This is a genomic window from Rhodoferax lithotrophicus (assembly GCF_019973615.1).
GTDB lineage: Bacteria > Pseudomonadota > Gammaproteobacteria > Burkholderiales > Burkholderiaceae_C > Rhodoferax > Rhodoferax lithotrophicus.
Genome location: NZ_AP024238.1, coordinates 4,504,923 through 4,530,230, shown reverse-complemented (window position 1 = coordinate 4,530,230; position 25,308 = coordinate 4,504,923). Strand labels below are relative to the sequence as shown.

The following is a 25,308-nucleotide window of genomic DNA, read 5'->3' as shown; positions in this document are numbered from 1 at the left end:
TTTTCGAGGACTTTATCCATGAACTCTGCAGTTTCTCCAGGTCAAACCTCGGGTACCAACAAACCCCTGTGGGTTGCCATTGCTGTGTTGGGGGTGGCCGTGTTGGCCATGGGGGTGACGCTGATCCGTATTCAGAGTCAGCCCGCTGAACCACACACTGCTGTCTTGCCGGCCTTGAGTGCCAGTGCGCCGGTGGCGCAGACCTCCGCGGCTGCCAGTCCGGTGATCGCCAGTTCAGCCAGTACCGCCCAAGCGACCAGTCCCACAGGGGTGGTGAAACCCCATGTTTCTACGCAAAATAAGCCTGTAGCGCACGTCAAACAAGCGCAGACAGCTACAAATTCAGGAGCTACCGAGGTGTTTGAACCCAGTGCGTCTCCCCGAGTGGTACATCCGCAAAACCCCGAACCTGCGGTGGCGCGTGCGCCCGAGCCGGTGCGGGTGATGTGTGTGGATTGCGGCACGGTTGAAAGTGTCACGCCGGTGGAGGTACAGGGTGCAGGCAGCGGTGCTGGTGCTATTGCCGGTGGGGTGCTGGGGGCCGTGGTGGGAAATCAGGTGGGTGACGGCACGGGCAAAACGCTGGCGACCATTTTGGGTGCAGTGGGTGGCGGCATGGCCGGTAATGCGGTTGAAAAAAAGATGAAGAAGGTCACCCAGTACGATGTGAGTGTGCGCATGGAGGATGGTAGTCACCGCATGATTCGGCAAACCGCGCCAGCTTCAGTGGGCAGTCAGGTGCGGGTACAGGGCGACAGCTTGTTGCCACGCTAGATCTAGATCAGTGGGCAAGCTTTCTAGGCCCGATCCGTCAAGGTCAGGTGTTGCGTCAGCGTCAAAGCGGCAACACCCAGCACACTCAATCCCAACAGCAGCCACAAACCGTGGCTGTAGCCCACTTGTGGTGACCACATTGATCCCATCAGGACAGGTGCCGCAGCGCGTGCCAATGCCAATGGCACACCCAGGGCACCGTTGAGTGTGGCAACGTGTTCGCGGCTCACATACTGGGCGATGGCGGTGCCTTTCACAATGGTGAGCATGCCATTGCCCAGCCCATAAACCACCACAAACATCCCCACCATCGTGACTTGCCATGATCCGGTGTGGGGCGCTGCCAGCAGCATCAGCAGGCCGAGCGGAATCAGCATGGGTATCAGACGGTTGGCCAGATGTAAATCAAAATGGTGTTCAAAAAAATACAGCAGCAGTCGCCCACACACTTGTGTCAAACCAATGCTGGCAGGCAAGGCAATCACCCAGGCGGGCGGCAAACCGTTTTCGCGCAGCAGACTCACCATGTGGGCGGGAATGGCGACGGTGACGGACATCAGCAAGACGGTGAAGACACCAATCAGTAGAAAGGGTGCCGTGCGCAGCAAATGCCGCACCTCCTGGGTCGAAGCTGGCGCAGCATCCTGCGTCTGAAGCGCTTGGCGTGATGCCCGTTTGGGCGCGGCTTTGAGCGTGAACGCATGCAAGGGTGCGCACACCAGGAGATGCAGCAGAGCCAGGCACAGCAGGGCATTGCGCCAGCCCAAGCTGTGCATCAGGCTGGCGATCAGGGGAATAAAAACGGTGCTGGCCAGACCACCCAAAAAAGTCAAGGTGATGATGGCGCGGCGAAAGTCGTGCGGAAAACGGCGCGTGACCAGTGCAAATGCGGGTGAATACAGCACGGCCGCCATCGCCGCACCCAAACACGCCCATACCAGGTACAGCCCGGTCAAACTGGTGACCTGGCTGTGCAGGGCCAGACACCCCCCGGCCAGTACCGAGCCGCCAGTCATGACCCGTCGCTCATGGCCCTGATCAATCCAGCGGCCAATGGGGTAGGCCATCAGCCCTTCGGCCAGCAAACCCAGGCTAAAGGCCAGCGACACCTGGGCGCGGCTCAGGCCCAGATCATGCTCCAGCGGCTCCAGGACCACAGAGAACATATAAAAAATGCTGCCCCAGCTGATCAGTTGGGCCACCGACAGGCGCAGCACCAGCCGTGGGTCATAGTTTGTGGTCTTGGTCATTCCTGCCCTTGCCTGGTTTGTAGGGCCCGGCGGTATTGCATGGCTTCGGCCACGTGGGTAACTTGTGTATGGTGTGCGCCGCCCAAGTCGGCAATGGTGCGTGCCACCTTCAAGGCTCGGTGCGTGCTGCGCGCTGACCAGCCCAGCCGTGCGGCCGCGACGTTGAAAAATTTGGCCGCAGCATCATCCAGATGAAGGTGTTGTTCCAGCGCTTGCCCTTGTAGCGCCTGATTGGACATGCCTTGGCGCGCCATGGATCGTTCACGTGCGGCTACACAGCGTGTCTGGATGCTGGCGCTGCTTTCGCCCGGTGGTGCGTTCATCAGCTCTGCGGTGTTGACCGCAGGCACTTCGACATGCAAGTCAATGCGGTCAATCAAGGGGCCGCTGAGTTTGCCTTGGTATCTGGCGACTTGGTCGGGGGTGCAGCGACAGGTTTTTTGTGTGGAGCCCAAATAGCCGCAGGGACAAGGGTTCATGGCGGCAATCAATTGAAAGCGTGCCGGGAAATCAGCCCGCCGTGCCGCCCGGGAGATGCTGATGCGGCCGGTTTCCAGGGGTTCACGCAAGGCTTCCAGCGCCGCACGGGGAAATTCGGGCAACTCGTCCAGAAACAGAATACCGTTATGGGCCAATGAAATTTCGCCGGGTCGAGGTGGTGAGCCACTGTGACTTTTCGAATAAGATGCGACAATGACTACCATAAATCAACAACTTAGCTGAACATTTTTTGAATTCAATGCGATACTGTTACTAACATTCAATGCGACTGCATTCTACTTTATGCAAATTCAATGCGACTCCGTTAAACCGAAGCAAACCCGCAAGATAAAACCGACTCGTCGAAGCGTGTCTGGCACCTATCCCTTTCGTGGTGAAACAGCAATTCCCTACGAATCGACTGTAGAACGCGACTTTTTAATCCGCAAGGAATTCAGCCTTTACGTGCTTGACATCATTCCCCAGCCTGTCCAGATTCCGTTTACATCCAAAAATGAACAGACTTACACCTACACACCCGATTTCCTAGTCTATTACCGCACTCACAAAAACGCTTCGTTTGCAGCCTGCCAAAAACCGATGTTGATCGAAGTGAAGCCGGAGTCAGAGTGGCGAAAACATTGGCGTGAATGGATGCCAAAGTGGAAAGCAGCCTATCGATATGCCAAAGAGCAGGGATGGGAGTTCCATATTCATGACGAATCCAGAATAAGGGATGTCGTTTTCGACAACATCGGTTTTTTGTCCATTTACCAACGTATGAACTTTGCCGTTGAGGAGACAAAGTGGGTTCTTGAGAATGTCCGCGCCATGGGTGTTGCGCCCTATCACTACATCCTAGCCAGGCATTTCATGGGAAGTATGTTTGAGCGCCAAGGAAGAGCACACATTTGGCACTTGCTGGCAACGAGGCAATTGGATTGCGACATGACTCGTCCACTGGATGATTTCACTGAATTATGGATACCAACGAATGAGTGATTCAGGCGATATGCAAAATCCAGAGTTTGAAGCATCCAGGAAGCGTCTGGATGTTCAAGTTGGTGCTCTGGTCAAAAGTGAGAATGTGATCTACCGCATTGAGCAAATCATTGACTTTGAATCGGTCGTTGGCACTGCGGTAGAAACAGGTAGAAGCAGGCCATTGAGAATCCTCGAACTCCAGCCAGTTGGAGACAATGGCGCTGCGGGCAAACATGATTCTCATAGTGATCTTGCAGAAATTGGTGATTCAGATTGGAAAGTGGCTGAAACGCGGTTCGCTGCAATTCAACCTTTGATAGTTGCTTTTTCACCAGGTCGCCGTGAAGTTGAGTTGCGAGCCAAAGAAGTCGGTGTAGACACAGCCACCCTATATCGTTGGCTGCAAAAGTACAAGGGAATGAAAACCGTAGCGGCTCTTATTCCCCAAAAAAGCGGCTGGACACAAGGCAGAGGCCGGATACCCATTCAGGCAGAAGCCGTCGTTGCTGATGTAATCAAAAAATACTATCTCACGCCACAAAGGCCTACAGCCACAAAAACCGTTGAAGAAGTGCTTCGGCAATGCCAATTGCGAGGAGTTGAGCCCCCTCACCCGACGACCATCAGATCAAGAATTGCTGACGTTTCTGAAAAGGAAAGACTTCGGGGTCGTGGCTTCAAAGAAAAAGCGAAAAATAAATTTCTTCCGGTTCCTGGCCATTTTCCGAATGCGGACTTTCCGCTTGCAGTCATTCAGATTGACCACACCCCTGTGGACATCATCCTTGTCGATGACACCTACAGAAAGCCAATTAATCGGCCTTGGATTTCATTGGCAATGGACATCAATAGCCGGATGATCACAGGGTACTACTTGTCCTTTGATCCACCATCAGAAACCTCTGTAGCGATGTGTGTAGCTCATTCAATTCTACCGAAAGACGATTGGCTTTTGTTGCACAAAGTGGACGCAACATGGCCGGTTTGGGGTGTACCGAAAAAAATCTATGTTGATAACGGCGCTGATTTTCGCTCAGATAATTTTCAGCAATCATGCACGATGTACGGAATCAACTTGGAATTCCGACCTGTCAAAACACCCCCGCTACGGGGGCCACATTGAACGCGTGCTGGGCACATTTATGCGTGAGGTTCATGAACTGCCAGGTACAACGTTTTCCAATATCAAGGCGAAGGAGGGCTACGACTCAGAAAAACAAGCTGCAATGACAAAGTCCGAGTTTGAAACCTGGCTGGTGACACTAATTTGTAAGGTCTATCACCAAAAAATGCATAGTGGTATCGGGATGACACCAATGCGTAAGTGGGAAATAGGCGTGTTTGGCAATGCAAGTGTTCAAGGAATTGGCATTCCCCCCATTCCATCAAATCGACAAACGGTCTTGCTTGACTTTCTTCCACACTTCCTCCGAACCATTCAAGCTTTTGGTGTCACCATCGATGGAAGGATCTACTATGCAGACATCTTGAGGCAGTGGGTCAACGCTGGCGATCCAGTTGATAAGACAGAAAAAAGAAAGTTTATTTTCAGACGCGACCCAAGAGACATCAGTTCTGTCTCGTTCTTTGATCCAGAAATAAAGCAATACTTCAAAGTCCCATTTGCTGATCAGTCCCTCCCACCAATGAGTATCTGGGAACACCAGCAAGTTATCGGCGCGTTGCGACGGGAGGGCAAAAAGAGCGTCAACGATCATCAGCTTTTGCACGCGCTCACCGACATGCGGGCTCAGGTTGACGAATCGAAAGAACGCACCAAGAGAGCACGCCGCCAAAGCCAACGCCGCAAGGAACACGAAAAGAAGGTGTCACCCGCTACACCGCTACCACCACCGATTCCCCCCTCGATAACTTCAATCTCGGCAAGTTCAGGCCTGGTTGATGGTGACTTGGATTCCTTTGGAGATATCGCATGAGCGCCACGACCAAATACGAGCACGTACATCCTGATTTCAGGCACATCATAGGAATGACTGACAAGCAACGAATAGAGTTCATGGATCAGCCCCGTTGGATCAGTTACCGTCTGGCACAACAAATTCTTGATAACTTGCAAGGTTTGATGCATAAACCGTCAAAACCTCGAATGCAAAACCTGTTGATCGTAGGTGAATCAAACAACGGAAAGACAACTCTGGTGCGTAGATTCAAGGACTTGTGTGGTCAAGGTTCTGTTGATGAAAACTCTGATCCAGTTAAACCCATCATCGTCGCAGAGGCTCCACCAAGCGCTGATGAAAAAGGGTTGTATATATCCCTGCTGGAATGTTTTTTTACGCCATACAGGGCGACCGATCCAGCTTCAAAACTGCGATATCAGGTCATCCATCTTTTTCGGCAATGCCATGTCAAGTTACTGATCATTGATGAGTTTCATTCATTGCTTACAGGTACGCCTGTCAAACAGCGCGAGGTCATGAATGCGATCAAGCTTTTGTGCAATGAACTAGCAATTCCAATCGTCGGTGTTGGCACAAGAGAAGCCGTTCGTGTGCTGCACACTGATCCGCAGCACGCTAGCCGCTTTGAAGTTATGAACTTGCCATTGTGGGAGCTGAACAAAGAATTTCAACAGTTGTTGGTGGGCTTCGAGAAGGTGTTGCCACTGAAAAATCCTTCAAAACTTCATACTCCCGAATTGGCTAGTTTGTTACACACCATTTCAGAGGGCAACACTGGTAATCTGCATCAGTTGCTGATCAAGTGTGCCACGGAGGCAATTACAAGCGGCAAAGAGCAGATTGACAAGGCCATCATTGAGGGCAAAGCTTGGCTTCGTCCAACTCGGGGCATTAGAGAACTCGTGTTGTGAATTCACGTTGGGCTGTTGTAGCGTCAACGCAACCTGATGAAATCATTTCCTCATGGATGGTTCGTACTGCATTGATGCAGGGTTGTGATCCGATGACGCTCACCTTCGCAGTTTGGCCGAGGTGGCGGATTTGGACGCATGATGCCGATAGGTTTGCCAATGAGGACAGGCTTGATAGGATTTGTGTTCTATCTGGAATAGAAAAAGGCACGTTGCGAGCAGCAAGTTTGTTTCCAATTGCAAAACAAATCTATGGCAGAACACCACCTGAAAAAGCGACTTGGTCTTGGATTGTTGCTCCTGGTGCAAGAAACACTAAACGCCATAGCGGCATTCAATACTGCCCTGCCTGTTTGAAAAATGATGTCCGACCGTATTTCCGCATCCATTGGCGTTTTGCATGGCACACGTGCTGCAAAGTACACGGCCATGCCCTACTTGATCGATGCCATGCTTGCAATTCTCCAGTTGAATATCACCGACTGGAGGCGGAAGACGAACTGATAACGGTTTGTGCGACATGCAAGGCTGATCTGCGTACAGCAAGTTCTCGCGGTTGTGTATCGGATGCCTTGAAATTTCAGTTAGTGGCTGACGATGTTTTGTTGAACGGCATTGGGACGTTTCAGTCCAGTGCCATGAGCATATCGCCATGGTTTGAGTTAGCTGATTACTTTGTGTCGCTTATTCGTGTTGCACAGAGAGGTGAGAATCAAACCTTGAGCGAATTCTTGAAACTGATTGGTGTTCAATTGCCTATGAGCCCGCCGATGCAGCCAGGAAACCATCTTGAGACACTTCAAACACATGACCGCGAAAGATTGCTGGCTGCACTGTTGCCAATAATGTCGGTCAGCAAAGATAAATTCGATGGGGGCGCTTCAAAAAATCAAACATTTCAAAACAAGGTCTTGCAGGTCACGGGCTAGTTTTACCTGCGTGGATCAAGAATACTTCGGCCTCGTTGCCTCGCACTCTTCGCGAAAAGTCAACGCGCTTAAGCGCACGAATCGATGGCCCACGGCCAAGATATCAGGTGAAGCGAATGATGGCTAAATTGCAGCGAAAACTTGACATGGCACACCGATGACACAGCAAGCACATGATTTTCAGATGTGTGACGAATGCGGCAAAGATGTAGCCAAAATTTGGCGCGTCCACAAAGGCCACAAATTTTGCTCCACCTGTTACGCACGAGTTTTCAAACGCCGCATGTGCCCTAAGTGCGGCAACTTTGCCAAGCTTCCAAAAAATGATGCTGACGCTGTGTGCATGAGTTGCCAGGTTGATAAACCATGCGCAAGGTGTGGAGCCATTGATTACATAGTTGGAAAAATCACGCAATATGGCCCTGTGTGCAATAGTTGCGCACCGTATTTTCGGATCAAAGAGCCATGTGAAATTTGTGGCGCTCTATCTAATAGGCTGACCCGTGTTTCACGCTTCGACCACGACAAGCGCGTCTGTCAAAAATGCGCCCGTTCTGACCATGGGAATTGTGGTGCATGCAATCGTCACCGACTTCTGGAGAAGTCACCTGATGGACGAATGCTGTGCCATGCCTGTCTAACCGTTGGTGAAATATCTTGCCCTAAATGTAGCCAGTCAATGCCCGCTGGACGAAAAAAACAATGCGAGCCATGCTACTGGAAAGAACTGTTAGGCAAACGCATAGCGATAGACAGTGCTGGATTTTCAGTACCTTCCATGGGTTTACACTTTTCCAATTTTGGCGCGTGGTTGGGCGAACAAGTTGGAATACACAAAGCATCAATTACGATCCATCGGTATTTATCTTTCTTCCTGGACATTGAAAAGCAGTGGCAGGCAATTCCTGAGTACACCATTTTGTTGAAGTATTTTGGGACACCAGGACTGCGAAAAGTGTTGCTGCCGATGAGATGGATGATGGAAACAGGTTTAGTGGTGATGGACGCAGTGGCAAAAGCTGAAGACTCTGAACAACGCCGGGTTGCAGCTACTTTGGAAAAATTCAAGACTGGAACTGCGCAGAGGGCGATCCTTGATGGCTACCATGATCAACTGCTCACCGGGCAGAAGGAAGGTAAAACAAGCTGGAGATCAATACGACTGGCTATGACTCCTGCTGCTGCGTTGTTGCTTCAAGCTGCAACAAAAGAGGTTTGTCCGCCTGATCAAAAGATGCTGGACGCATACCTTGGCACGACTCCAGGGCAACGTGCTGCTGTTTCAGGCTTTGTTGGGTACTTGCGTGACGGCCACAAGGTAAACATCACGCTTACACCAGCCTACGACAAAGCGAAAAAGACAAAGAAAAAGCGACTGGAAACTGAATTGCTACGGCTGTTGGCAGAGAATGATAGGAGTCAGTCCGAGCAGTTGCAGTTGCTTGCTGTGGCGATGGCCTATTTTCATGGGGTGGCGCAGAAGGAAATCACAGCGGCGGTTATGAAAAGCGCTGTTGCGTCCACTGATAATGCGGGAGACACATTTACTATAAATGGGGTAGATTACTGGCTACCGTCTGAATTTAAACGCAAAAAAAATGACCTTGCCTTGGATTAAGTTCATTTCAAGAATACCGATCCTCAGAATCAAGTCCAGACCTGAATCCCTGCTTCCGCGTGACAGTACCAGGATACCGAGGACGTATTCCAATCAGGAATGGATCAGTCCTTAAATCACCTTGAATTGTTTGAATATCTTCTTCATCAAGTCCAAGAGCCTTACCTACAACCATATCCAATGTGCTCAACGCATCTTCCATCTCAGAAGCGATCATGCTCAGCTGATGATCAAATATGACCTGATTCCAGGCTGTAATTTCAGTCGCGGCAACGGGAATTTCCATATTAAGAATTTCAGATTTTCCAACACACTCCCCGATTTTTTGTTCCAGAGCCATTGCCAATCCAAGTGAAATATCTTGTTCGTTACACTCAACCCAATCAAAAAAATCATTTGAAATCTGTACACGCCACATTGTTTCATGTTGAGTGACTGATAAATTTCCAATGATTACCTCATGTTTCGGAATTGAAAAATTATCACCCCATGCAAGCAATGCATCATTATTATCACGAAGTCTATTTTTAAATGTATCCAACCCTAGGAGATTGAGATTTGATTTAATTGATTCGGCAGCATTGAAGCGACGTACGCACGCAGAAACTATTTTTCCACGCATTGCTTCAATGTTTTCACTAACTTCTATAAGATTATTATTCCATGGAAGGAAAGCAAGATTTGTTGGATAGATATGGCTTCGTTGCGTATCTAGAACACCCATTCGACCAGCCAATGCATAAAACCATACGTAAATATTTGACAGTAGCAAAAGATCAAGTGGAAATAATGCAACTTCCTCCCGCGGAAAGAGAATAGTGACGGTATTGGTAAACGTCAATTTTTTTGGATCGAACATTACACCATTTGGACAGTGAGCTACTGAGGCTACAGCCAATCCTTGCGCTGGATGAATTGATGAGTATTTCCATAAACCAATATCATCAATTAATCCCATATCAGCCTGAGTCAATGCGGGTACACCTTGAAGTTCAGCAGCAACGATATTCTCTCCTTTATAAACATCCATGCCATCATTGCATTGTGGCTTCGAACCTCTAAAAGCAATGCCACCTGAAATCATGGTTCTTGATTCCCAAACTCCATTAATGGGTTTTACATCAACCCAATCAACTATTCTTGAACCATCTTTCCGAACCCAAAACTCTTTGGCGATATTAGCAAACGTCTCTGCCGATTGAAGTTTATTTAATATATTCACTCGTGCTGGAGTCATTCTTGTAAGAATCCTTCCGTCGGGCGAAAACAGGTCTTCATAAGGTACTATTGACTCCTTCAGTGATCGAATATCAAATTCAGGAACCGAATCTAAATCAGTGATTTTTACGCATGAATAATCAGCAAATCTTATTGAAACCGTATCAGAAGTAATGGCCGGTCTATTTTCCGCAATAAAAATAGCTGTTATGGCCTTAGCATCAAAAACAGATTTCCAAATAATCTCCAAATCAACTATTTCGCATATTCTCCAACGACCACCTATTTCAAACAATTTTCTTAACTGTGCGGTGTCATTACTATCAAAAAGGGATACGGGTAGGATAAAAGCAACTTTTCCAGCATTTCCATTTTCATCAATTGATCTACACCACCTGTCCAGAGCACGGTATAGGAAAAGTGCATACGCATTCAGTTTTGATGAAACACCAGGAAACCCGCTTTTCGGTCGCTCAAACTCTAGGCACGATCTTTTGTCAAGTGCTTGTGAGCTTCTCTCTGCTCTTACATATGGTGGATTGCCAATCACAATGTCAAACTTGGTTTGATCAATCTCAGTAAAACGACTCAGGGATTCCCAATGATCACTTTCAACAAGTGAGTTAACCTTTGCTGTGATCAATAAATCTGGAAAACCGTGAATCTCAATGTCGCTTTTCAGAGAGAGAATCTGCCAAAGAATCTGAATTTGCGCCAAAACAGCAGAGAAAGTATTGAGATCGTTTCCGGCGATACGCTCAAGCACAGATACAACGTCAGAATATTCAGCCATACCACGATCAAGGTCATTACCCACCATGTGCCGATAAATCTCGATTGGGAAAGTACCTGACCCACAGGACGGGTCAAATGATCTAGTTTCTCTTGTGACGGCGAGCCTACTGATCATGTACCTTGCAATTGAGGGAGGACTGTAAAATTCACCCAGTTTTTTCCGTTGCTCTCGATCCATGAATCGGTCATAAATACCGGTGAGGATGTCACCCTTAACCGTTTTGAAATCGAATTGCGCAAATCGGAAAAGTGTCAGCTCTATCGCACTTGATAGGGTCGAATCTGACGATCCAACGATCCAATCAAGTTCTGTTTCATCAAATGCAGATGCGTAGAGCCGACTGCCCTCTTGATAAGCTTGCTCCAATAGCTTTGTATAGCTGGACTTGAAGTAGCTGCGCATTTTTTGAAAGGCATCCACACCGCCATTACATACATACTTCAACTCACCAAAGAATTTGTGATCTTCAAAAAACCTGAGTAGTAAAACCCTTGCAAGAATCAAATTCGCAGTTTCTATTGAAAAAAGCTCCGCGAGCTTTGCGTCGTCAACGCCTGTTCGCGCCTGAAATTCATTCAATCCACTAATCGCCAAGCGTGCAATATGGGGATTTTTTGCGAATTCTCGTCTCAACCGTGCTGATTCCTTGTCATGTTGGCGGCTTTGATCAGGGCCACTTGGCTTGCCATGCAAACTAAGTGAGTGCTGGTCAAAGCAGGTATCGGCCTTGTCAAAATCCTGCCAAAACTTGTCTGCCATTTCCTGAAATTTCTGAATTTCTGGAACAAGCCGTCCCATCGCGCCACTCACCGCACTTTGTAAATGTTGGGTGGTCTGCCTAATTTGTTGAAAAAATCGTCTTCGATTCAAGGTGATTCGGTTGTTTACATGCTCACTTGGTGTGCTTGCAGCGTCAACTGAGAGCTTGTCGATGGCGATTAGCGAAACATCTCCTTGCCTGAATCTGTTTAGCCGTTCTGATACGCCTGCCTGAGAAGCCATAAGGACACTGGCTTTCGTTTTCATATCCTGCTCAGTCAAGCCAGCCAAGGGAATACAAATATCGGCGTTGCTGGTCAGTGTTACCCCAGCAACTGGACGTATGACCCACGCATCAGGCTCCACCATCACAAACCAAGCGGTATCAGCAGTTACGTATTTGGATTTTTGACCAAAAATTTTTTCACGGTACTTCGCACTCATGAAGCAGCCGCGTTCATCTTTGGCTTCCACTACCACCCAATCTATTTTCATTGGATTGTCTCTGCTGTCAACAAAACCAGATGGAGCCCTTGCTGTTACATCCGGTCTGCCACCTTCTCCAGCAGTATCAATGTCAACATCGGATGCAATATATCCAAATACTTGTATGAAAATGTCTCGGATTGGCCCATACATGGAGGCCTCTTTGCCCGCCGGGGTGGCTTTGAGCTTTTCGATGGTTTCGTCAAATGAAAATTTAGCCATTTACGTTTTTGTTTGATTTCACTAGCCCGTCACCATATCACTCTCTGCACTGTCTCAGATTGCTCATTTCAAATAACTTCAGCATACACACGATTTTCCAGCCATGCGATTGCACTCGGTGTCACTGCTTGCCGTTTTATCCCATGTTCCGTGACGACTTATGATCTACAAACAATGACCCGAATTCCACAGTTCATCCCCGATTCCTACATTGGCCGTGAGCAGGCATTGGTGAAGCACAAGTTGCTTGAGTCGTACCTTGAGAAGCTTATCCTCATTATCGGCATGAGCGCCAAACGTCAGCGGAGTGTTGAAATCGGGTACGTTGACTGCTTTGCAGGCCCGTGGGGTGATGAGTCAGAATCAATGGCAAGCACTTCGATTGCCATTTCGTTGCAGACAATGGATTCGTGTCGGAAAAAACTTTTGAGCCTGGGTGTTCAAGCAAATATTCGAGCCTTGTACATCGAAAAGAATCTAAGCGCATTTAAGCGACTGTCTACATACTTGCAATCCTCCACGCCAGAGTGTGTGAGTTCAAAATGCCTCCAAGGAGATTTTTTGAACCTCCGCGACGACATCTTGACTTGGTGTGGGCGTGAATCTTTCGTTTTCTTTTTCATTGATCCGAAAGGCTGGAAAGATGTCGGGGTGGATCACTTGCGTCCGTTGCTTCAAAGGCCAAAATCTGAATTTTTGATCAACTTCATTTACGACTTCATCAATCGAACAGCGGCGATGACCGAATGGGAGGCGGACATTGCGGTTTTTCTCGGTGCATCTCGTGACGTGGTTCAAGCACTTGACGGCCATTTGCCGCATGAACGAGAAAAAGTTGCTTCTGGATAGCTACCGCGATGGCCTCAAGAGCCGCGTGCCGCCGTCAACGAAAAAAGAATTTCGTCCTCGCACTGCTTACGTTCGAGTGATGGAGCCGAGTAAGGAACGCCCAAAATACCACTTGATCTACTTGACCTCTCATCCCAAAGGTTTGATTGAGTTCATGGAAATTTCGCAGGGCGTTGATTTGATTCAAAAACAAATTCGTGCTATCAAACAACTTGATAAAAGACAGGAAAAATCACGCGTTCGTGACATGTTTTCAGACGAACCAAGCACCGACATTGAACCGTCATCAATTAACGAAGCAGCCGTTGATACTTACTGGTTGAATTTTCTGTCCACTGGTATTCAAGCAATTGATCAAAATACATTTGCAGATATTGTGGAAACAACAGACTGGTTCCCAAACACGCTTCAAACTTCTTTGGCCCGTTTAATCGCCAATGGACAGATCAACAATTTGGATTCCAAAACCAAACGTCCTAAAAAACCACTTCATTTTGAAAAAGCCGAAAGGCTGCAACTAACTGAATCCCTCTCAAAATAGAGAGATTAAAGACATTTGAGGTGACCGCTCCAGAATATCGTTTGCTTGCACAGAATGGCCTTTGGCCCTTTTTACACCGTTCATCGACCTGACCAAAATATCACCGCAACGAATCGCTGGGTCGATAGCGTCTCGAATCATGTCAGCCGTGGCGGGTGTCAGGCTTCCCATTGAGTTCAGCAATTGAGAAAATTGTGTCGGATTCCCATCATAAATGGCAGGCACCAATTTTTCCGTCAGTCCCGTTTTGCATCGACTGGCTGCTAACGCATCAAATTGATGACATTCCCCCAGTTCAAGTGCATCCTGCCTGGTGACGTTTCGATCAAGGTTTGCCTGATACCCCAGTGTAAAAATATCTGGTTCCAAATAGTGCGAAAAATGGTTGGCTGACTGCCAATGGAGTTCCATCATGACATCTCGCGCCTTGGCACTGTTTGAAAGATGTATGAACCAATACGTCCATGACGTATTACCCATTGGTGTGATGTAAAAAATGGTGAAGTTTTTTGCACCACTGGCCGCGATCAGTCCCTTTGCCAGATTGCGCTGAATGGCTGCTCGCCAGGTGGCAGAAGGTGCTGATCTCAAAGCTTCAAGTGCGCTCCAATCAATATGCGCGTCCATTCCCATTTGGGACAACTTTGCACGGCTTGCCTCGTTATCAGCAAGAAACGAAATAAGGGAATCAACGGCGAACGTCAGGATGACCTCGGCACCCTTCACCTCTGAAAAAATAGATTTCAGCATTGGCCCCGTGACTTGATCATAGGCATATTGGTCAAGTAAGAAAATTGCTCTCTCACCCCCCGCGCGTCGGTGGATGTCAGCAATGATTCCTTTCGCCTTTTCCTGAAATGTGCCTTTCAGCATCTCAATATCGGTGCCAAATCTTGACGCAGGAAATCGTGCTCGCAACAGTTTGTCAAGGTAGTTGAAATTTGACGCTACTTTTTCGACAAAGTAATACTTTGCATCAACCTTTCTAGGCTTTGAACGGCCAACATTCAATTCAGCTTCTTTGGCTGCAATGGTGGTCAATGCGATTAGCGGCGACCCTTCGTGAAATTGAGAGCTATCATCGGAAGCATATTCGCCACCGCCTGCAAATCCATCAACAATCGAAAGCGTAAGCTTTTCCATGTTGTAGTTGCTCATCAATACCTGGATGTAGCGCTCCAAATAACCACGCACGATCTTGTGCTTGACCAAGCTGTGGGGATCGATGGGCGGTGGCAAACTGCCGACTTCCCAGCTGTATTTGTCTGAACGTTTGACCATGGGTGTGCTGATAATTATTTAATTTAGCAAGCCCCTGCCCATCCTCCCTGTCAGTCAAGCTTGCATATGCATACCTACATTCTCAGGCATTGCGTCCCAAGTTCGGCCATTCAATAAGCGGCCATTTGCAGCTTTTGCCCGTTTTTTACCATCGACACCCCAACCACCCCATTGTTTGAAGAAAAACGCCACGCCTTGCTCTTCACACTGCTCGCGCACCGAATCCGCCCATTCTTGCTTCATCGGACGGGCCTTTGGCCCCGATTCGCCGCCAACGATCACCCAGTGAATGTTTGTCAAATCAAGCTCACCAACGTCCTCCAATAGCGGCTCCACAGACAGGAAGCGAATATGTGCAGGCACTTTTCTCAAGTGGGTGATTCGTGGAACACCTTGTTTACGGTTTTCTACTGAAACACCCAACCATGCATTGGTCGGCGCTGGGCGTGTTTTGAAGTAGCGAGCCATTCGTGCCGCACGTTTTGTCAAAATTTGATATGTGTGATGAGGCGTTTGCTGAATCACACGAAAGACAGCATCAATGTGTTCATCAGGAACCAGGTCATGAAACAAATCCGACATTGAGTTGACGAAATATGTTGTCGGCTTTTTTCGCTTTAGCGGATCGTCCAATCGCTGCGGAAGGACAACCAACTCAAACCCTCTTTCGTATCCTGGCGTGCCCATCGCCTGCAATCGGTGCGCCATGGCTTCGGCGTAACAGTGTTTGCATCCTGGGGAAATTTTGGTGCATCCAACCGTTGGATTCCAAGTTTGCTCTGTCCATTCGATCCGACTTGTCGCTGTCATGTCGTTGCTCCTGTTGTGGATGTTACTTGCATTGGCTTAGTTGCTCCGTAGTTGCGGACGATGCCTTGGACAATGCCGAAAATTGATAAATCTGCTTTTGGGTAAATTGGTGAGTAGGCAGGGTTGTGCGGCATTAGTACGGGTCGCTGGTTTTCATATTTCAACTCTTTCAGAGTGAATTCACCGTCCACATTAGCGACCACAAATTGCCCTGCATACGCAGTCTGCGACCTTTCGACTACAGCTAAGTCGCCATCAAATATTCCAGCATCACGCATGGAGTCACCCCTAATTCGAATCACCACTGAGTTGGATGGTTTTCCAAACAGGAACCCCTCAAGAGAGAACGTCTCCTTAGCCCAAGTCTGAGGATCAATCGCATCAGGCACGCCAGCCCGAACGTGCATGTCCATCAGTGGCAATTCAAAAAATCGACGTAATGGAACCACTTTGCCGCCATCAACGATTTTTAAGTACCCGTTGTCTCTTAACCTCCGAACAAGCTGGACTGCTGCGTTTTTTGCTGTAAAGCCAAGTAGACGGCTAATGCTCGCATACGAAGGGATGCACTGGCTGACTGCGAACTGATCTTTCAACCGCATGAGATGAGTTTCGTCATTGTTAGGGCGTGCCATTCTTATATTTTAATGTACGAACGTACACTAATTTGATTTAGCATGCGCTCACAGCAAAGTCTGAGCGACTTGGTGTTTGATAAACAGGTGATGGTGGAATCCTCCAAAACAGACAAGTACTGTTGATGTTCAGAAGGTTTTGAACTTTTATCACCGAGTTTTGAACTCAAAGCGGAGTTGGTGACCTTGGCTGAAAAGCTCAGAGGGGCAGACACGCATGCCACACATCACCCTTGTTACGACAAACAAGTCAATTTTGCATATGCTCAAAGCCAATTGGCACAAGGAAGTTTTTTATGACTACAGCACCATTGGCAAAGGGAACCCCTGACGAGCGTGTCAGCCGCATCGGTGTTGGGTGGCGAGCCTGTGCTGCACGCCTTGCCTTGCTCAGTTCTTGAATGGATTGCGTTGGTGCGCCAGGGCATTTCAGCAAGTGCGGTAGATGCGGTTGTGCGGGTGATGGGCATTGGCCAATCTGAGTTGTCACGGGCGCTGGATATTCCTGAACGCACGCTCGCAAGACGCAAAAAAGAAGGCGTTTTAAGCTCCGATGAGTCGGGAAAAATGGTGCGCTTGGCACAAGTGATTTAGCGTGCTGTAGAGGTGTTTGAGGACGAACAAGCCGCAATGAGCTGGCTAAAAAGCCCCAATGCGGCACTAGGCGGCAGCAGCCCTCTATCACTATGGCTATGTCACCGTTAATTGTGGAAATTTTCCAATAGCCATAGCCAGAACATCCTGGCGAGAGTTGGCGTGATGGTTGTCCAATGAGCGAAACCAGCCCAAGTAGTTCTCCAGATAATGGGTGGCGACACCGTGAAAACGATTGATCCACTGTTTGAGGCGACCATGATAGGCATTAACGTTCCGGATATGAACTGCCCCCTTGACTCGTATGCCTGCGCTCAGAATGATGGAGTCGTGAGAAATATGAGCATCCTGCGCAAAGTAGTGGTAGGTTGGATTTCCATCGCTGACGAGCAAGACATCCGGTGCAAGAACCGGCTCCAATGCGCCTGCCAGTTGGGCTTTGGTCATCTGCCCATGTCCGGTCACCCAATCCAGGGTTTGCCCGTTACGATCACGTGCCACCAAAACGCACACCTGTTCATTGGATAGGCCCGCTTTGCAGGCTTTCCCGCCACGTCTGCGCGGCGCACGATGGAGTTGGCGACAACCCTTGTCCGATTCGAGGAAATAGGTTTCATCGGCCTCGGTAATCCCCTGCAACGCTGTTGCTCGGCAAATCTTGATGCTGCCCAAGAAACGGTGGCGCCAACGTAGAGTGGTGTTGCGATGAACCTCCAGTGCACTTGCAGCTTGGCGAAGCGTTCTCGATTGAAGTAGCGCCTCGCTGAAATCGAGCCATTTTTCCTTTTTACGCAAATGCGCCAGTGCCGTACCGGTCAGTGCGTTAAAGGTCCGTCTGCATGCCTTGCAGCGGTAGCGCTGCAATCCACTGACTTGACCATGTCGCTCAAGAGCTGTGTCATGGCAGTGTGGGCAGCAACGTATTTGTATCGCAGTTTGTGACTCGATGATCGCAATCCCCTGTTGCTGAGCATCCTGATCATCAAGGCGCTTCTTGAGCTGATCGCGTTGGCGTAGTGTGAGTCGGGGCACTTGTCCCATCAAATCATTAAAAATGCGCGCTTGCATGGCGACCTCCTCGTGCAGGTTACCTCTTCACTCTAGCCATTTGTCGATCCTCGGTCAAATTTCCACAATTAACGGTGACATAGCCATCACTATTGGATACCGAGTTAGGCTCAGTGGCCGTAGTAAGCACCTTGGGACGAATTGAGCACGGCGTATTTGCCTAATGCAAGCAGTAACTCGCCCTGTGTGGCGCATCACCACACACCGTTTTGTTGATCAGGCATTTTCTGGCGAAGGCGCAAGGCTGTATGGCGGGCTGTGGAATCGGGTGGGCCAACCTGTGATTTATACCGCTGAAAGCCGATCTTTGGCACTGCTAGAGATGCTGGTGCAAGACGAGCCTTTGCGTGCCCACTATGTATTGATACCGGCCCATCTGTCCGAGAACGTCAGCATGGAGATATTGGGCACGACTAATCTGCCAACGGATTGGCGTACCCATGCTGGCCGCGAAGCCTTGCAGAACCTTGGTGGCGAGTGGCTGCGACGCTCGCGCAGTTGTGTGCTGGCTGTGCCCAGTGCGGTGATGCCTGCTGAACTCAACTTTTTAATCAACTCCTTTCATCCCGATTTCAAGCACATCTCGCTGGGTGAGCCGGAAACGCTGAATACGGATATGCGGTTGCGCTGAGAGACGTATCTCCCGGTGAAAATTCAAAACTTGCTGATAAATCCACGGGAAAGTTCAAAAGGCGCAATCCGCCCCCCGCGAACGCAATGGGGACTCTTTTGGTCACATCTCCGCAGAGCAGATTCTTGAAGTCAACCAAACACACCGTCAGGGAAAACAAAACACTTTTCTATCAGGTAAAAAGCTAATCGGAGTTATGTCCGGTCGCCAAGGAAGAAAATTGGAATGTCCAAATGGGCAGTATGAAACCGAAGTCCACCGGGCAGGAAATGGGTCTTAACGGTGTGGATAACCATCGCAATGGCTTACCGGGTCTTATATTCCGCTTTCTGCGCCGACTACCACTGGCCAATGCGATCTTTGGCAGCAGCCGCTGCAGGCATGTCCCGGCATAGGCCCAATTACCAGTGCCACTGGCAAGACGCGCCACAAGACAATGACGCTGGAGCCTGAGGAGTTCATGCGGCGTTTTCTGTTGCATGTGTTGCCCAGTGGCTTTCAAGACGGGTGGGTTTGTTGTGCATGGTGCATTGAATCGTTGAATCGGCGAGGTAGCGGCACACTACAAATGTCTTGATCAGGACACCTACTTTAAGAGGGTGTACTAAACAGTGGTTTCCAGAATGCGCGAATTCACAGCAGTGCAGACTGGCTGTGCCATCAACGCCAAATTGCCAATGAACGCCGAAAATCGGTGATCAGCATAGGAGCTGTATATACCAAACGCCATCGTAGACTTTCACTGGAAAAAACCACCCGCTTCGTACGCATGGAGAAGCGAATGGGATACGTTTGTGCTTGCACCGAAGATCAGTTCGCCCGCGGTTTTGTCCCTGGATCAAAACCCGAACGTACCACCACCTCGGCATGCCAACCGCCTGAACGGGTGGAATATATGCGTATGAAAAATACATGTTCCTCAGCTTGTACCAAAAAACTGCCTGTGCAATCCTGGTCACGTGAATACTGAAACTCACCAGTGGCAAGCATGGCACAGTTTTGGGGAACAGAGCGTGCAGGAATTTCGTTCACCTCAAAGAAACTGCTGTTGTCAGGAATGCTTTGCGCGACAACGCCCAGTGGAAACATCAGTGCCACCGTGTCTTGAAGGTTCATCGAATTCTCCTCTGGGTTGTTGACCTACAGTTTTAGACCAGTGCTCATCTTCGCGGTGATACTCGTCATAGTATTAAAATGTTGCACTGCAGCATAACCCAAATTCACAAACTCGGTTGAGTTCGTTTCCGTGCACAGGAAACAGTTGAAAAGAGGAACAGGCTACTCACAGAAACCGTTATTAGGTCAGCCTATCAATAGGGCAATGATGCCAACGTTTTTTGAGGCGGTCAGTTGGTGTATGTCGTATGGATAAATTTCAGAAAAACAAGGATAAATAATGAAGTTGGGTGAAGCAAAAGTCATGGTGATTGATGACGATCCCGTCATGACATCGTATGTTGTCAATATGCTTAAGCGTATGGGTGTGGGTCAAATCATGGAAGCTGGCAATGGTGTCACTGGATTGGCATTGGCCATCAGTGCAAAGCCCAATGTCATCCTGTCTGATATTCACATGTCACCCATGAATGGGTTTGATTTCGTACGCAACTTACGAAAACACCCGGTGACTGAAATTCGTAAAACTCCGGTTTTGATGATGAGTGCTGACGACAGTAGCGACAAACTCAATGAAATGATCCCTTTGGGGATTGCAGGATACATTGTCAAACCACCCAACATTTCCATGTTGAAAGTGAAAATCGAACACCTTTTAAAGTTTCTGTAATGCCACGAGTTTTGTTGCACGAACGCATTACCTTCCTGGTCAAACATATATGTCTGGCCATGATGATGCCTTGGCGCAGTATTTGCCTTGCAACGTTTCGACCAAGTGCTGAGGCACCAAATGGCGACATGCCAATCAGACCCTGCCTTTTGTCAATAAAGTCTCGATAAACAAGATATTTATCAACTACAAAACGGCGAAAAACGACCAAAATGCCAATGAAAACTCAAAAGAAGCGTTGGCACAATCTCTCGCAACATCATGCCAGACAACAAGTCAAACCAAAAAAGTGACCAAAACGAGTGGCTATGGCAGTTCTCAGTTGCTGCACTCTATTTACTGCTGGGTCGTGCTGTTCACCATTACATCATCAATCACGGTATCGTCAGTATCTTCTGGCCAGGTAGCGGTTTAGCACTGGCGGCAGTGTTGCTTGGTGGCAAGCGCTATTTGAGTGGCGTTTTTTTGGGATCGTTACTCTTGAATGCACTCTCGAACGATTCACTGTGGGCAATCGTCGGAATTACCCTTGCCAATGTACTGGAGGCACTGTTGGGATGGTGGCTATTGGTACGCAACGATTACACCACTAAGTTCTTTGACTCACTGACCAGCTATCTTCGCTTCATTGGATGGGCAAGCCTGGCCTGCCTTGCTGGAGCCATCATTGGCCCTTTGTCTTTGCTATTGGCTGACATCATCAGCCCGGCTAACCTGAAAAGCAGTGTCGTTATTTGGTGGATGGGAGATACGCTCGGCGTGGTGCTGATCACGCCTTTGATTTTGGCGTGGCGGACAGATACGTCGATGCGTCCCACGGCCGCTATCCGTGCAGAGGGGCTATTTTTGCTTGGCGCGACGTTTCTGGCTGGACAAGCCGTTTTTCTGAATTGGTTTAGCTCATACCTGACCGAGACACCAAAAAGGATACTGGATATTCCTCTTTATTTGTTTTGTCTCCTTGCGATTGGGGCCACGTGGCTCTGCATTTGCTGTGCTCATGGTGTCCATACAGGCACTTTTCGGTGTCTATCGGAAGATTGGCCTTTTTGCCAATGATGTTGCCCGTACCGATCTGGATAATTATTGGACATATATATTGATTCTGTCAGTGACCGCCATGGCGATCACGACCAGTGTCAAAGCCAGCAAGGATGCACTGAGGAAACTGCGGTTGAAGGACAGTGCGCTTAACGCTATGGCAAACGGGATTGTCATCACGGACGATACGGGTCGAATTGAATGGATCAACAACGCAGCCAGCCAACTCACGGGATACAGTTCCAGAGAAGCTATTGGTCAAAACCCAAGAGATCTGTTGAAGTCTGGTGAACACGGGAACGACTTCTATAAGTCCTTATGGGACACCATTCTGTCCAGAAAGGTATGGCATGGTGAAATCATTAATCGACGCAAAGATGCATCGCAATATCACGAAGAGATGACGATCACGCCTTTGGTTGATGAAGACGACCGGATCACCCATTTCGTTGCGGTGAAGCAAGATGTCACGAAGCGATTTCTGGCACAGCAACAGCTTGCCTATAGCGAAGCCTTATTTCATGGTTTGTTCCAGAACATGAGCAGTGGCGTGGCAGTCTACACAGCAGTGGATGATGGCCAGGATTTTTTGTTCAAGGACATCAATCGTTCGGTTGAAGTCCTTGAAAAAATTAATCGTTCCAATGTGATTGGCAAACGATTGACAGAGGTTTTCCCTGGGGGTCAAAGAGTTTGGTCTGTTTGCCGTTCTGCAACGGGTGCTCAAAACGGGAAAGTCCGAGCGATTTCTGGTTACGTTCTATTCCGACCAGCACATACAACACTGGCGCGATAACCATGTCTATCGCTTACCCTCAGGTGAAGTGGTTGCCATCTACGATGATGTGACGGCGCAGAAGCAAGCCGAAGCAGCAGTGCAGGAGTCACATCAAAAACTTTTTTCACTGCTGGACTCTATGGCCGAAGGGGCCTATGGCGTTGACTCGAATGGAGACTGTACCTTTGCCAACAGTGCATTTTTACGGTTGCTTGGATACGGTAGTCAAGACGAAGTATTGGGAAAGCATACCCATGAACTTATCCACCACTCGCACGCGGATGGTTCGCACTATCCGGCTTCTGAATGCAGGATGTATATCGCCTATCAAAAGAACCAATCAGTACACTGTTCAGACGATGTCTTTTGGCGGAAAGATGGCACATCGCTCCCGGTGGAGTACTGGGCTAGGCCAATTCTTTCCGACGGAATCGTTACAGGTGCTATTGCCACCTTTGTCGACATTTCCGAGCGCAAGAAGGCCGAGGTAGAAATACGCCAACTCGCGTTCTATGATGCGCTTACCAAATTGCCCAACCGACGATTGCTGAATGATCGCCTGACTCAAGGCATTGCTGTCAGCCAACGCACAGCCTCCCATGGGGCATTGCTAATTCTTGATTTGGACAACTTCAAGTCACTCAATGACACACAAGGTCATTTGGTCGGAGATCTCCTTCTCAAGGAGGCAGCCAGACGCTTGGTGAGTTGTGTGCGCGAAATTGACACTGTGGCTCGTTTTGGCGGTGACGAGTTTGTGGTGTTGCTGAATGATTTGGGCTCAGATAAGCGAATGGCCCTTGCACATGCTTCCATGATTGCCGAGAAAATACGCGAGAGCCTTTTGGCACCCTACCTATTGAATATCAGCCATGACGCATTGACGCAGACGATCATAGAACATCGAAGTTCAGCAAGCATCGGTGGCACGGTTTTTCTTGGTGATGAAGCCACGTACGACAATATTCTTAAATGGGCCGATTCAGCCATGTACCGATCCAAGGATGCTGGACGCAATGCGGTTCACTTTCACGAGATTGAGAACCATAAAGCCCAAACCGTACCCTTTACCAAAACGAGCAATGATTAATCACCGGAGCAAGAGTGCATGTCAACATTGATGAACGAGATTTGACTCGCCAGGTTGGGTCTTCGCGTACCTTATTTCGTTTTCTGAGGCGACCCATTGAAGGCCAATTTCACTTGCGGAAACTACCCGTGTTGATATTCTCCACACCCAGTTTACCCCTCCTGACAGCGATGCACGGACTTAAGTCCCACCCCTTGTAAGCCATGCTCGGATGTGGTTTGACATGCTGATTCGGTCTTAGTGATTTCCGACCTAGTCTACGTTGGTGTGAGTTTGCACTAAGCAATCCAAATGCCTTCCCCAGAAAGGCCATCACCATCTTTGGCAAAAGCCGCTGCAGACATGTCCCGATATAAGCCCGATTACAGTGTCGATTGTTCGCTGCCAAATCAGCAGCCTCAACAAACAAATGTCATAGACTAAGAAAGTCTGGTTCATAAATGGCCTCTGCAGGAATGATGCAGTGCTGAGCCCTCCTCCAAGCATCCCTAAAACTTGGCTTTTCTGCAACGGTTTCACTTCTGGCGTTGTACGTGTTACTGCGGAACGTCACTGCACTTTAAATCCGACCCCCCCTGTAATCTGTTGATTCTTCAGTACCCGAGAAATGATGCGCCATTGGTCATTCCACTGATGTGCCTTCCAACATTCCCTTTTACGGGTTTCCCGCCATTCAACTTTCCCCTTTTCATGGCCATGGGACTGCCGCCTTACCGAGTGCTGTCGACTTTCTGAGGCCAGGATGGCTGTTTCTCGCGCAAACCGGCGTTCACGACCCAATGAGGGAACGACCAACGGCATCTAGTGGAATGTTCAGTGCCATTGTCGATGCCCGCAAAATTGCACAGTTGCTTGTTTGTGAAATCAATCAATTGCAAAGAACATTCGGCTGAATTTTGAACAAACATTGCACCAAGTTTTGAACTTTCAGCCTGTCGTATCACGGAGTCTTGAATTTACATCCCCGATGCAATGCCTGTCACGGTGGCAAACGGTATAAACAACTTCAACGGTTGGCAGGGTAACTCCACCAGTCCATGATGCTTGTAAAAAGCTGCTGCCGAGTCGTCTTTTGCATCAACCAACAATGCGTATGCCGCAATTTCAGAGCGTAATGACCGTGTGAGTGCGTCGGCCAGTAAAGCACCACCCAATCCGATCCCCTTAAATTCACGGTCAACGGCCAATCGCCCCATTCGTATCGCAGGAACCGTTGGATAGCGCGGCAACCTTTTGCTCAATGCTATCGGCAAGTCCGAAAGCAAAACGCTGGCCGATGCCAGTGTGTAGTAGCCCGAAATTCGCTGATTGGCGGTCAGCGCAACGTAGCAAGCCGTCACTCGGCGGCGAACGTCCTGTGAAACTTGTTGTTTGAGATAGCTGTCCAGTGATTCTGACCCACTATGAAACGGGGATCGCTCGTGGCTGTTTTCAAGTCGTACAACTTGAAAAGGAGGGTTGATCATGCTGACTTCAACAGCTTTTCGCGTTTCGCAAAGGCACGAAGCATGGCGGGCGCAGGCTCAGGCGGGTTGAGCAGGGCTTGGGCAAAGCACTGCTGATCAGCCAAGGACATACGGATGACCTCGGCTTGTTCTATGGCTTTTTGTGCAGCCTCTTGGACAGCACTCACCACAAAGTCGGTCATGGTGCGCCCCTGAAGTTCAGCCGCACGCTTGAGAGTGGCATGGAGATCAAAGCTGATACGTGCCTCAAGACGTGCGGTGGTTGCGGTTGCTGACATAAAGGCTCCTTGGTTTATATACGGCATTCTGCCGTATTCAAATGAAACATGCAAGAAGGCTTTGTGTGAGTTCAAAACTTGGCGATCAAAGTTCAAAACCTTTTAAGCATC

The 25,308-nt window shown here is 48.9% G+C and carries 27 protein-coding genes and 2 pseudogenes; 17 read left to right on the top strand and 12 right to left on the bottom strand.

What is annotated here, in order from left to right; all coding sequences use genetic code 11:
* Positions 1-18 precede the first annotated feature (18 nt).
* Entirely contained in the window at positions 19-774 is a 756-nt protein-coding gene (locus LDN84_RS20870; protein WP_223905539.1) for an outer membrane lipoprotein, read from the top strand.
* 23 nt (positions 775-797) lie between these two features.
* Here the strand turns inward: LDN84_RS20870 and LDN84_RS20865 are convergent, their stop codons facing one another.
* Positions 798-2,024, bottom strand: coding sequence for an MFS transporter (locus tag LDN84_RS20865; protein WP_223905537.1), 1,227 nt, complete (start codon positions 2,022-2,024; stop codon positions 798-800).
* Positions 2,021-2,689 (bottom strand): annotated as a pseudogene (locus LDN84_RS20860) (ATP-binding protein); the annotation flags it as partial. The pseudogene LDN84_RS20860 and the gene LDN84_RS20865, both read right to left, overlap by 4 nt.
* Before the next feature lie 118 nt (positions 2,690-2,807).
* Here LDN84_RS20860 and LDN84_RS20855 point away from each other — a divergent pair.
* Genes LDN84_RS20855 through LDN84_RS20835 form a run of 5 tightly spaced genes read left to right on the top strand, consistent with a single transcriptional unit; the run spans position 2,808 to position 7,250 of the window.
* Positions 2,808-3,506, top strand: a complete 699-nt coding sequence (locus LDN84_RS20855; RefSeq protein ID WP_223905535.1) for a TnsA endonuclease N-terminal domain-containing protein — start codon at positions 2,808-2,810, stop codon at positions 3,504-3,506.
* Positions 3,499-4,611, top strand: a complete 1,113-nt coding sequence (locus tag LDN84_RS20850; RefSeq protein ID WP_223905533.1) for a TnsB C-terminal domain-containing protein — start codon at positions 3,499-3,501, stop codon at positions 4,609-4,611. The genes LDN84_RS20855 and LDN84_RS20850 overlap by 8 nt, the downstream gene beginning before the upstream one ends.
* Positions 4,612-4,630: 19 nt before the next feature.
* Positions 4,631-5,425: a Mu transposase C-terminal domain-containing protein gene (locus tag LDN84_RS20845; protein WP_223905531.1), complete on the top strand. Its 795-nt coding sequence runs from the start codon at positions 4,631-4,633 to the stop codon at positions 5,423-5,425.
* The gene (locus tag LDN84_RS20840) at positions 5,422-6,321 is read left to right on the top strand and encodes a TniB family NTP-binding protein (RefSeq protein ID WP_223905529.1); all 900 of its coding nucleotides are present in this window, start codon (positions 5,422-5,424) and stop codon (positions 6,319-6,321) included. The genes LDN84_RS20845 and LDN84_RS20840 overlap by 4 nt, the downstream gene beginning before the upstream one ends.
* Positions 6,318-7,250 carry a TniQ family protein gene (locus LDN84_RS20835; RefSeq protein ID WP_223905527.1) on the top strand — a complete coding sequence of 311 codons (933 nt, stop codon included), beginning with the start codon at positions 6,318-6,320 and terminating at the stop codon, positions 7,248-7,250. Before LDN84_RS20840 ends, LDN84_RS20835 begins: the two co-directional genes overlap by 4 nt.
* A 103-nt stretch (positions 7,251-7,353) precedes the next feature.
* Here LDN84_RS20835 and LDN84_RS20830 read toward each other — a convergent pair whose 3' ends face one another.
* Positions 7,354-7,665 carry a hypothetical protein gene (locus tag LDN84_RS20830; protein ID WP_223905525.1) on the bottom strand — a complete coding sequence of 104 codons (312 nt, stop codon included), beginning with the start codon at positions 7,663-7,665 and terminating at the stop codon, positions 7,354-7,356.
* Positions 7,666-8,028: 363 nt separating this feature from the next.
* On the opposite strand from LDN84_RS20830, the gene LDN84_RS20825 reads away from it, so the two are divergent.
* Positions 8,029-8,868: a hypothetical protein gene (locus tag LDN84_RS20825; RefSeq protein ID WP_223905523.1), complete on the top strand. Its 840-nt coding sequence runs from the start codon at positions 8,029-8,031 to the stop codon at positions 8,866-8,868.
* A gap of 7 nt (positions 8,869-8,875) precedes the next feature.
* Here the strand turns inward: LDN84_RS20825 and LDN84_RS20820 are convergent, their stop codons facing one another.
* Positions 8,876-12,349: an Eco57I restriction-modification methylase domain-containing protein gene (locus LDN84_RS20820; protein WP_223905521.1), complete on the bottom strand. Its 3,474-nt coding sequence runs from the start codon at positions 12,347-12,349 to the stop codon at positions 8,876-8,878.
* A gap of 174 nt (positions 12,350-12,523) precedes the next feature.
* Between LDN84_RS20820 and tcmP the strand changes: the two genes are divergently transcribed.
* Positions 12,524-13,198: a three-Cys-motif partner protein TcmP gene (gene tcmP / locus LDN84_RS20815; protein ID WP_223905518.1), complete on the top strand. Its 675-nt coding sequence runs from the start codon at positions 12,524-12,526 to the stop codon at positions 13,196-13,198.
* On the top strand, positions 13,170-13,739 hold the full coding sequence (locus LDN84_RS20810) for a hypothetical protein (RefSeq protein ID WP_223905516.1): 570 nt from the start codon (positions 13,170-13,172) through the stop codon (positions 13,737-13,739). The genes tcmP and LDN84_RS20810 overlap by 29 nt, the downstream gene beginning before the upstream one ends.
* Here LDN84_RS20810 and LDN84_RS20805 read toward each other — a convergent pair.
* The 3 genes from LDN84_RS20805 to LDN84_RS20795 are packed head-to-tail and all read right to left on the bottom strand — an operon-like array spanning position 13,731 to position 16,465.
* Positions 13,731-15,020 carry a three-Cys-motif partner protein TcmP gene (locus LDN84_RS20805; protein WP_223905514.1) on the bottom strand — a complete coding sequence of 430 codons (1,290 nt, stop codon included), beginning with the start codon at positions 15,018-15,020 and terminating at the stop codon, positions 13,731-13,733. The two genes, LDN84_RS20810 and LDN84_RS20805, sit on opposite strands and share 9 nt — an antisense overlap.
* Before the next feature lie 54 nt (positions 15,021-15,074).
* Complete coding sequence (locus tag LDN84_RS20800) at positions 15,075-15,830, bottom strand: DUF5131 family protein (protein WP_223905512.1); 756 nt, start codon at positions 15,828-15,830, stop codon at positions 15,075-15,077.
* Positions 15,827-16,465 carry a LexA family protein gene (locus LDN84_RS20795; protein WP_223905510.1) on the bottom strand — a complete coding sequence of 213 codons (639 nt, stop codon included), beginning with the start codon at positions 16,463-16,465 and terminating at the stop codon, positions 15,827-15,829. The genes LDN84_RS20800 and LDN84_RS20795 overlap by 4 nt, the downstream gene beginning before the upstream one ends.
* 336 nt (positions 16,466-16,801) lie before the next feature.
* Between LDN84_RS20795 and LDN84_RS20790 the strand changes: the two genes are divergently transcribed.
* Positions 16,802-17,059, top strand: a complete 258-nt coding sequence (locus tag LDN84_RS20790; protein ID WP_223905508.1) for an antitoxin Xre-like helix-turn-helix domain-containing protein — start codon at positions 16,802-16,804, stop codon at positions 17,057-17,059.
* A gap of 12 nt (positions 17,060-17,071) precedes the next feature.
* A complete protein-coding gene (locus tag LDN84_RS20785; RefSeq protein WP_223905506.1) occupies positions 17,072-17,170 on the top strand; it encodes an MbcA/ParS/Xre antitoxin family protein in 99 nt (32 codons plus the stop codon).
* Here LDN84_RS20785 and LDN84_RS20780 read toward each other — a convergent pair.
* Complete coding sequence (locus LDN84_RS20780; protein WP_223905504.1) at positions 17,156-18,127, bottom strand: IS1595 family transposase; 972 nt, start codon at positions 18,125-18,127, stop codon at positions 17,156-17,158. The genes LDN84_RS20785 and LDN84_RS20780 overlap by 15 nt on opposite strands.
* Positions 18,128-18,290: 163 nt before the next feature.
* Here LDN84_RS20780 and LDN84_RS20775 point away from each other — a divergent pair, with 163 nt between their 5' ends.
* Positions 18,291-18,758 carry an RES family NAD+ phosphorylase gene (locus LDN84_RS20775; RefSeq protein WP_223905502.1) on the top strand — a complete coding sequence of 156 codons (468 nt, stop codon included), beginning with the start codon at positions 18,291-18,293 and terminating at the stop codon, positions 18,756-18,758.
* Between the two features lie 409 nt (positions 18,759-19,167).
* Positions 19,168-19,257: pseudogene (locus LDN84_RS23220) on the top strand (transposase); the annotation flags it as partial.
* Positions 19,258-19,568: 311 nt separating this feature from the next.
* Here LDN84_RS23220 and LDN84_RS20765 read toward each other — a convergent pair.
* Positions 19,569-19,874, bottom strand: coding sequence for a hypothetical protein (locus tag LDN84_RS20765; protein WP_223905500.1), 306 nt, complete (start codon positions 19,872-19,874; stop codon positions 19,569-19,571).
* A gap of 280 nt (positions 19,875-20,154) precedes the next feature.
* On the opposite strand from LDN84_RS20765, the gene LDN84_RS20760 reads away from it, so the two are divergent.
* From LDN84_RS20760 to LDN84_RS20745, 4 genes are all read left to right on the top strand, one after another.
* On the top strand, positions 20,155-20,544 hold the full coding sequence (locus LDN84_RS20760; protein ID WP_223905498.1) for a response regulator: 390 nt from the start codon (positions 20,155-20,157) through the stop codon (positions 20,542-20,544).
* A 261-nt stretch (positions 20,545-20,805) separates the two neighbouring features.
* Positions 20,806-21,603, top strand: a complete 798-nt coding sequence (locus tag LDN84_RS20755; RefSeq protein ID WP_223905496.1) for an MASE1 domain-containing protein — start codon at positions 20,806-20,808, stop codon at positions 21,601-21,603.
* Positions 21,604-21,664: 61 nt separating this feature from the next.
* Complete coding sequence (locus LDN84_RS20750) at positions 21,665-22,381, top strand: PAS domain-containing protein (RefSeq protein ID WP_223905494.1); 717 nt, start codon at positions 21,665-21,667, stop codon at positions 22,379-22,381.
* Positions 22,382-22,409: 28 nt separating this feature from the next.
* Positions 22,410-23,453 carry a sensor domain-containing diguanylate cyclase gene (locus tag LDN84_RS20745; protein ID WP_223905492.1) on the top strand — a complete coding sequence of 348 codons (1,044 nt, stop codon included), beginning with the start codon at positions 22,410-22,412 and terminating at the stop codon, positions 23,451-23,453.
* Between the two features lie 412 nt (positions 23,454-23,865).
* Here LDN84_RS20745 and LDN84_RS20740 read toward each other — a convergent pair whose 3' ends face one another.
* The 3 genes from LDN84_RS20740 to LDN84_RS20730 form a co-directional block, all read right to left on the bottom strand.
* Positions 23,866-24,006: an SOS response-associated peptidase family protein gene (locus tag LDN84_RS20740; protein ID WP_223905490.1), complete on the bottom strand. Its 141-nt coding sequence runs from the start codon at positions 24,004-24,006 to the stop codon at positions 23,866-23,868.
* 403 nt (positions 24,007-24,409) lie between these two features.
* The gene (locus LDN84_RS20735) at positions 24,410-24,919 is read right to left on the bottom strand and encodes a GNAT family N-acetyltransferase (RefSeq protein ID WP_223905488.1); all 510 of its coding nucleotides are present in this window, start codon (positions 24,917-24,919) and stop codon (positions 24,410-24,412) included.
* Positions 24,916-25,197, bottom strand: coding sequence for a type II toxin-antitoxin system TacA family antitoxin (locus LDN84_RS20730; protein ID WP_223905486.1), 282 nt, complete (start codon positions 25,195-25,197; stop codon positions 24,916-24,918). Before LDN84_RS20730 ends, LDN84_RS20735 begins: the two co-directional genes overlap by 4 nt.
* Positions 25,198-25,308: the final 111 nt, after the last annotated feature.

What these genes read in the sequence shown, in the direction of transcription:
- LDN84_RS20870 (WP_223905539.1), top strand. Translation starts at nt 19, where the DNA reads ATGAACTCTGCAGTTTCTCCAGGTCAAACCTCGGGTACCAACAAACCC.
- LDN84_RS20865 (WP_223905537.1), bottom strand. Translation starts at nt 2,024, where the DNA reads ATGACCAAGACCACAAACTATGACCCACGGCTGGTGCTGCGCCTGTCG.
- LDN84_RS20855 (WP_223905535.1), top strand. Translation starts at nt 2,808, where the DNA reads ATGCAAATTCAATGCGACTCCGTTAAACCGAAGCAAACCCGCAAGATA.
- LDN84_RS20850 (WP_223905533.1), top strand. Translation starts at nt 3,499, where the DNA reads ATGAGTGATTCAGGCGATATGCAAAATCCAGAGTTTGAAGCATCCAGG.
- LDN84_RS20845 (WP_223905531.1), top strand. Translation starts at nt 4,631, where the DNA reads ATGCGTGAGGTTCATGAACTGCCAGGTACAACGTTTTCCAATATCAAG.
- LDN84_RS20840 (WP_223905529.1), top strand. Translation starts at nt 5,422, where the DNA reads ATGAGCGCCACGACCAAATACGAGCACGTACATCCTGATTTCAGGCAC.
- LDN84_RS20825 (WP_223905523.1), top strand. Translation starts at nt 8,029, where the DNA reads ATGGGTTTACACTTTTCCAATTTTGGCGCGTGGTTGGGCGAACAAGTT.
- LDN84_RS20820 (WP_223905521.1), bottom strand. Translation starts at nt 12,349, where the DNA reads ATGGCTAAATTTTCATTTGACGAAACCATCGAAAAGCTCAAAGCCACC.
- tcmP (WP_223905518.1), top strand. Translation starts at nt 12,524, where the DNA reads ATGACCCGAATTCCACAGTTCATCCCCGATTCCTACATTGGCCGTGAG.
- LDN84_RS20810 (WP_223905516.1), top strand. Translation starts at nt 13,170, where the DNA reads ATGAACGAGAAAAAGTTGCTTCTGGATAGCTACCGCGATGGCCTCAAG.
- LDN84_RS20805 (WP_223905514.1), bottom strand. Translation starts at nt 15,020, where the DNA reads ATGGTCAAACGTTCAGACAAATACAGCTGGGAAGTCGGCAGTTTGCCA.
- LDN84_RS20800 (WP_223905512.1), bottom strand. Translation starts at nt 15,830, where the DNA reads ATGACAGCGACAAGTCGGATCGAATGGACAGAGCAAACTTGGAATCCA.
- LDN84_RS20795 (WP_223905510.1), bottom strand. Translation starts at nt 16,465, where the DNA reads ATGGCACGCCCTAACAATGACGAAACTCATCTCATGCGGTTGAAAGAT.
- LDN84_RS20780 (WP_223905504.1), bottom strand. Translation starts at nt 18,127, where the DNA reads ATGCAAGCGCGCATTTTTAATGATTTGATGGGACAAGTGCCCCGACTC.
- LDN84_RS20775 (WP_223905502.1), top strand. Translation starts at nt 18,291, where the DNA reads ATGCAAGCAGTAACTCGCCCTGTGTGGCGCATCACCACACACCGTTTT.
- LDN84_RS20765 (WP_223905500.1), bottom strand. Translation starts at nt 19,874, where the DNA reads ATGAACCTTCAAGACACGGTGGCACTGATGTTTCCACTGGGCGTTGTC.
- LDN84_RS20760 (WP_223905498.1), top strand. Translation starts at nt 20,155, where the DNA reads ATGAAGTTGGGTGAAGCAAAAGTCATGGTGATTGATGACGATCCCGTC.
- LDN84_RS20755 (WP_223905496.1), top strand. Translation starts at nt 20,806, where the DNA reads ATGCCAGACAACAAGTCAAACCAAAAAAGTGACCAAAACGAGTGGCTA.
- LDN84_RS20750 (WP_223905494.1), top strand. Translation starts at nt 21,665, where the DNA reads ATGGCGATCACGACCAGTGTCAAAGCCAGCAAGGATGCACTGAGGAAA.
- LDN84_RS20735 (WP_223905488.1), bottom strand. Translation starts at nt 24,919, where the DNA reads ATGATCAACCCTCCTTTTCAAGTTGTACGACTTGAAAACAGCCACGAG.
- LDN84_RS20730 (WP_223905486.1), bottom strand. Translation starts at nt 25,197, where the DNA reads ATGTCAGCAACCGCAACCACCGCACGTCTTGAGGCACGTATCAGCTTT.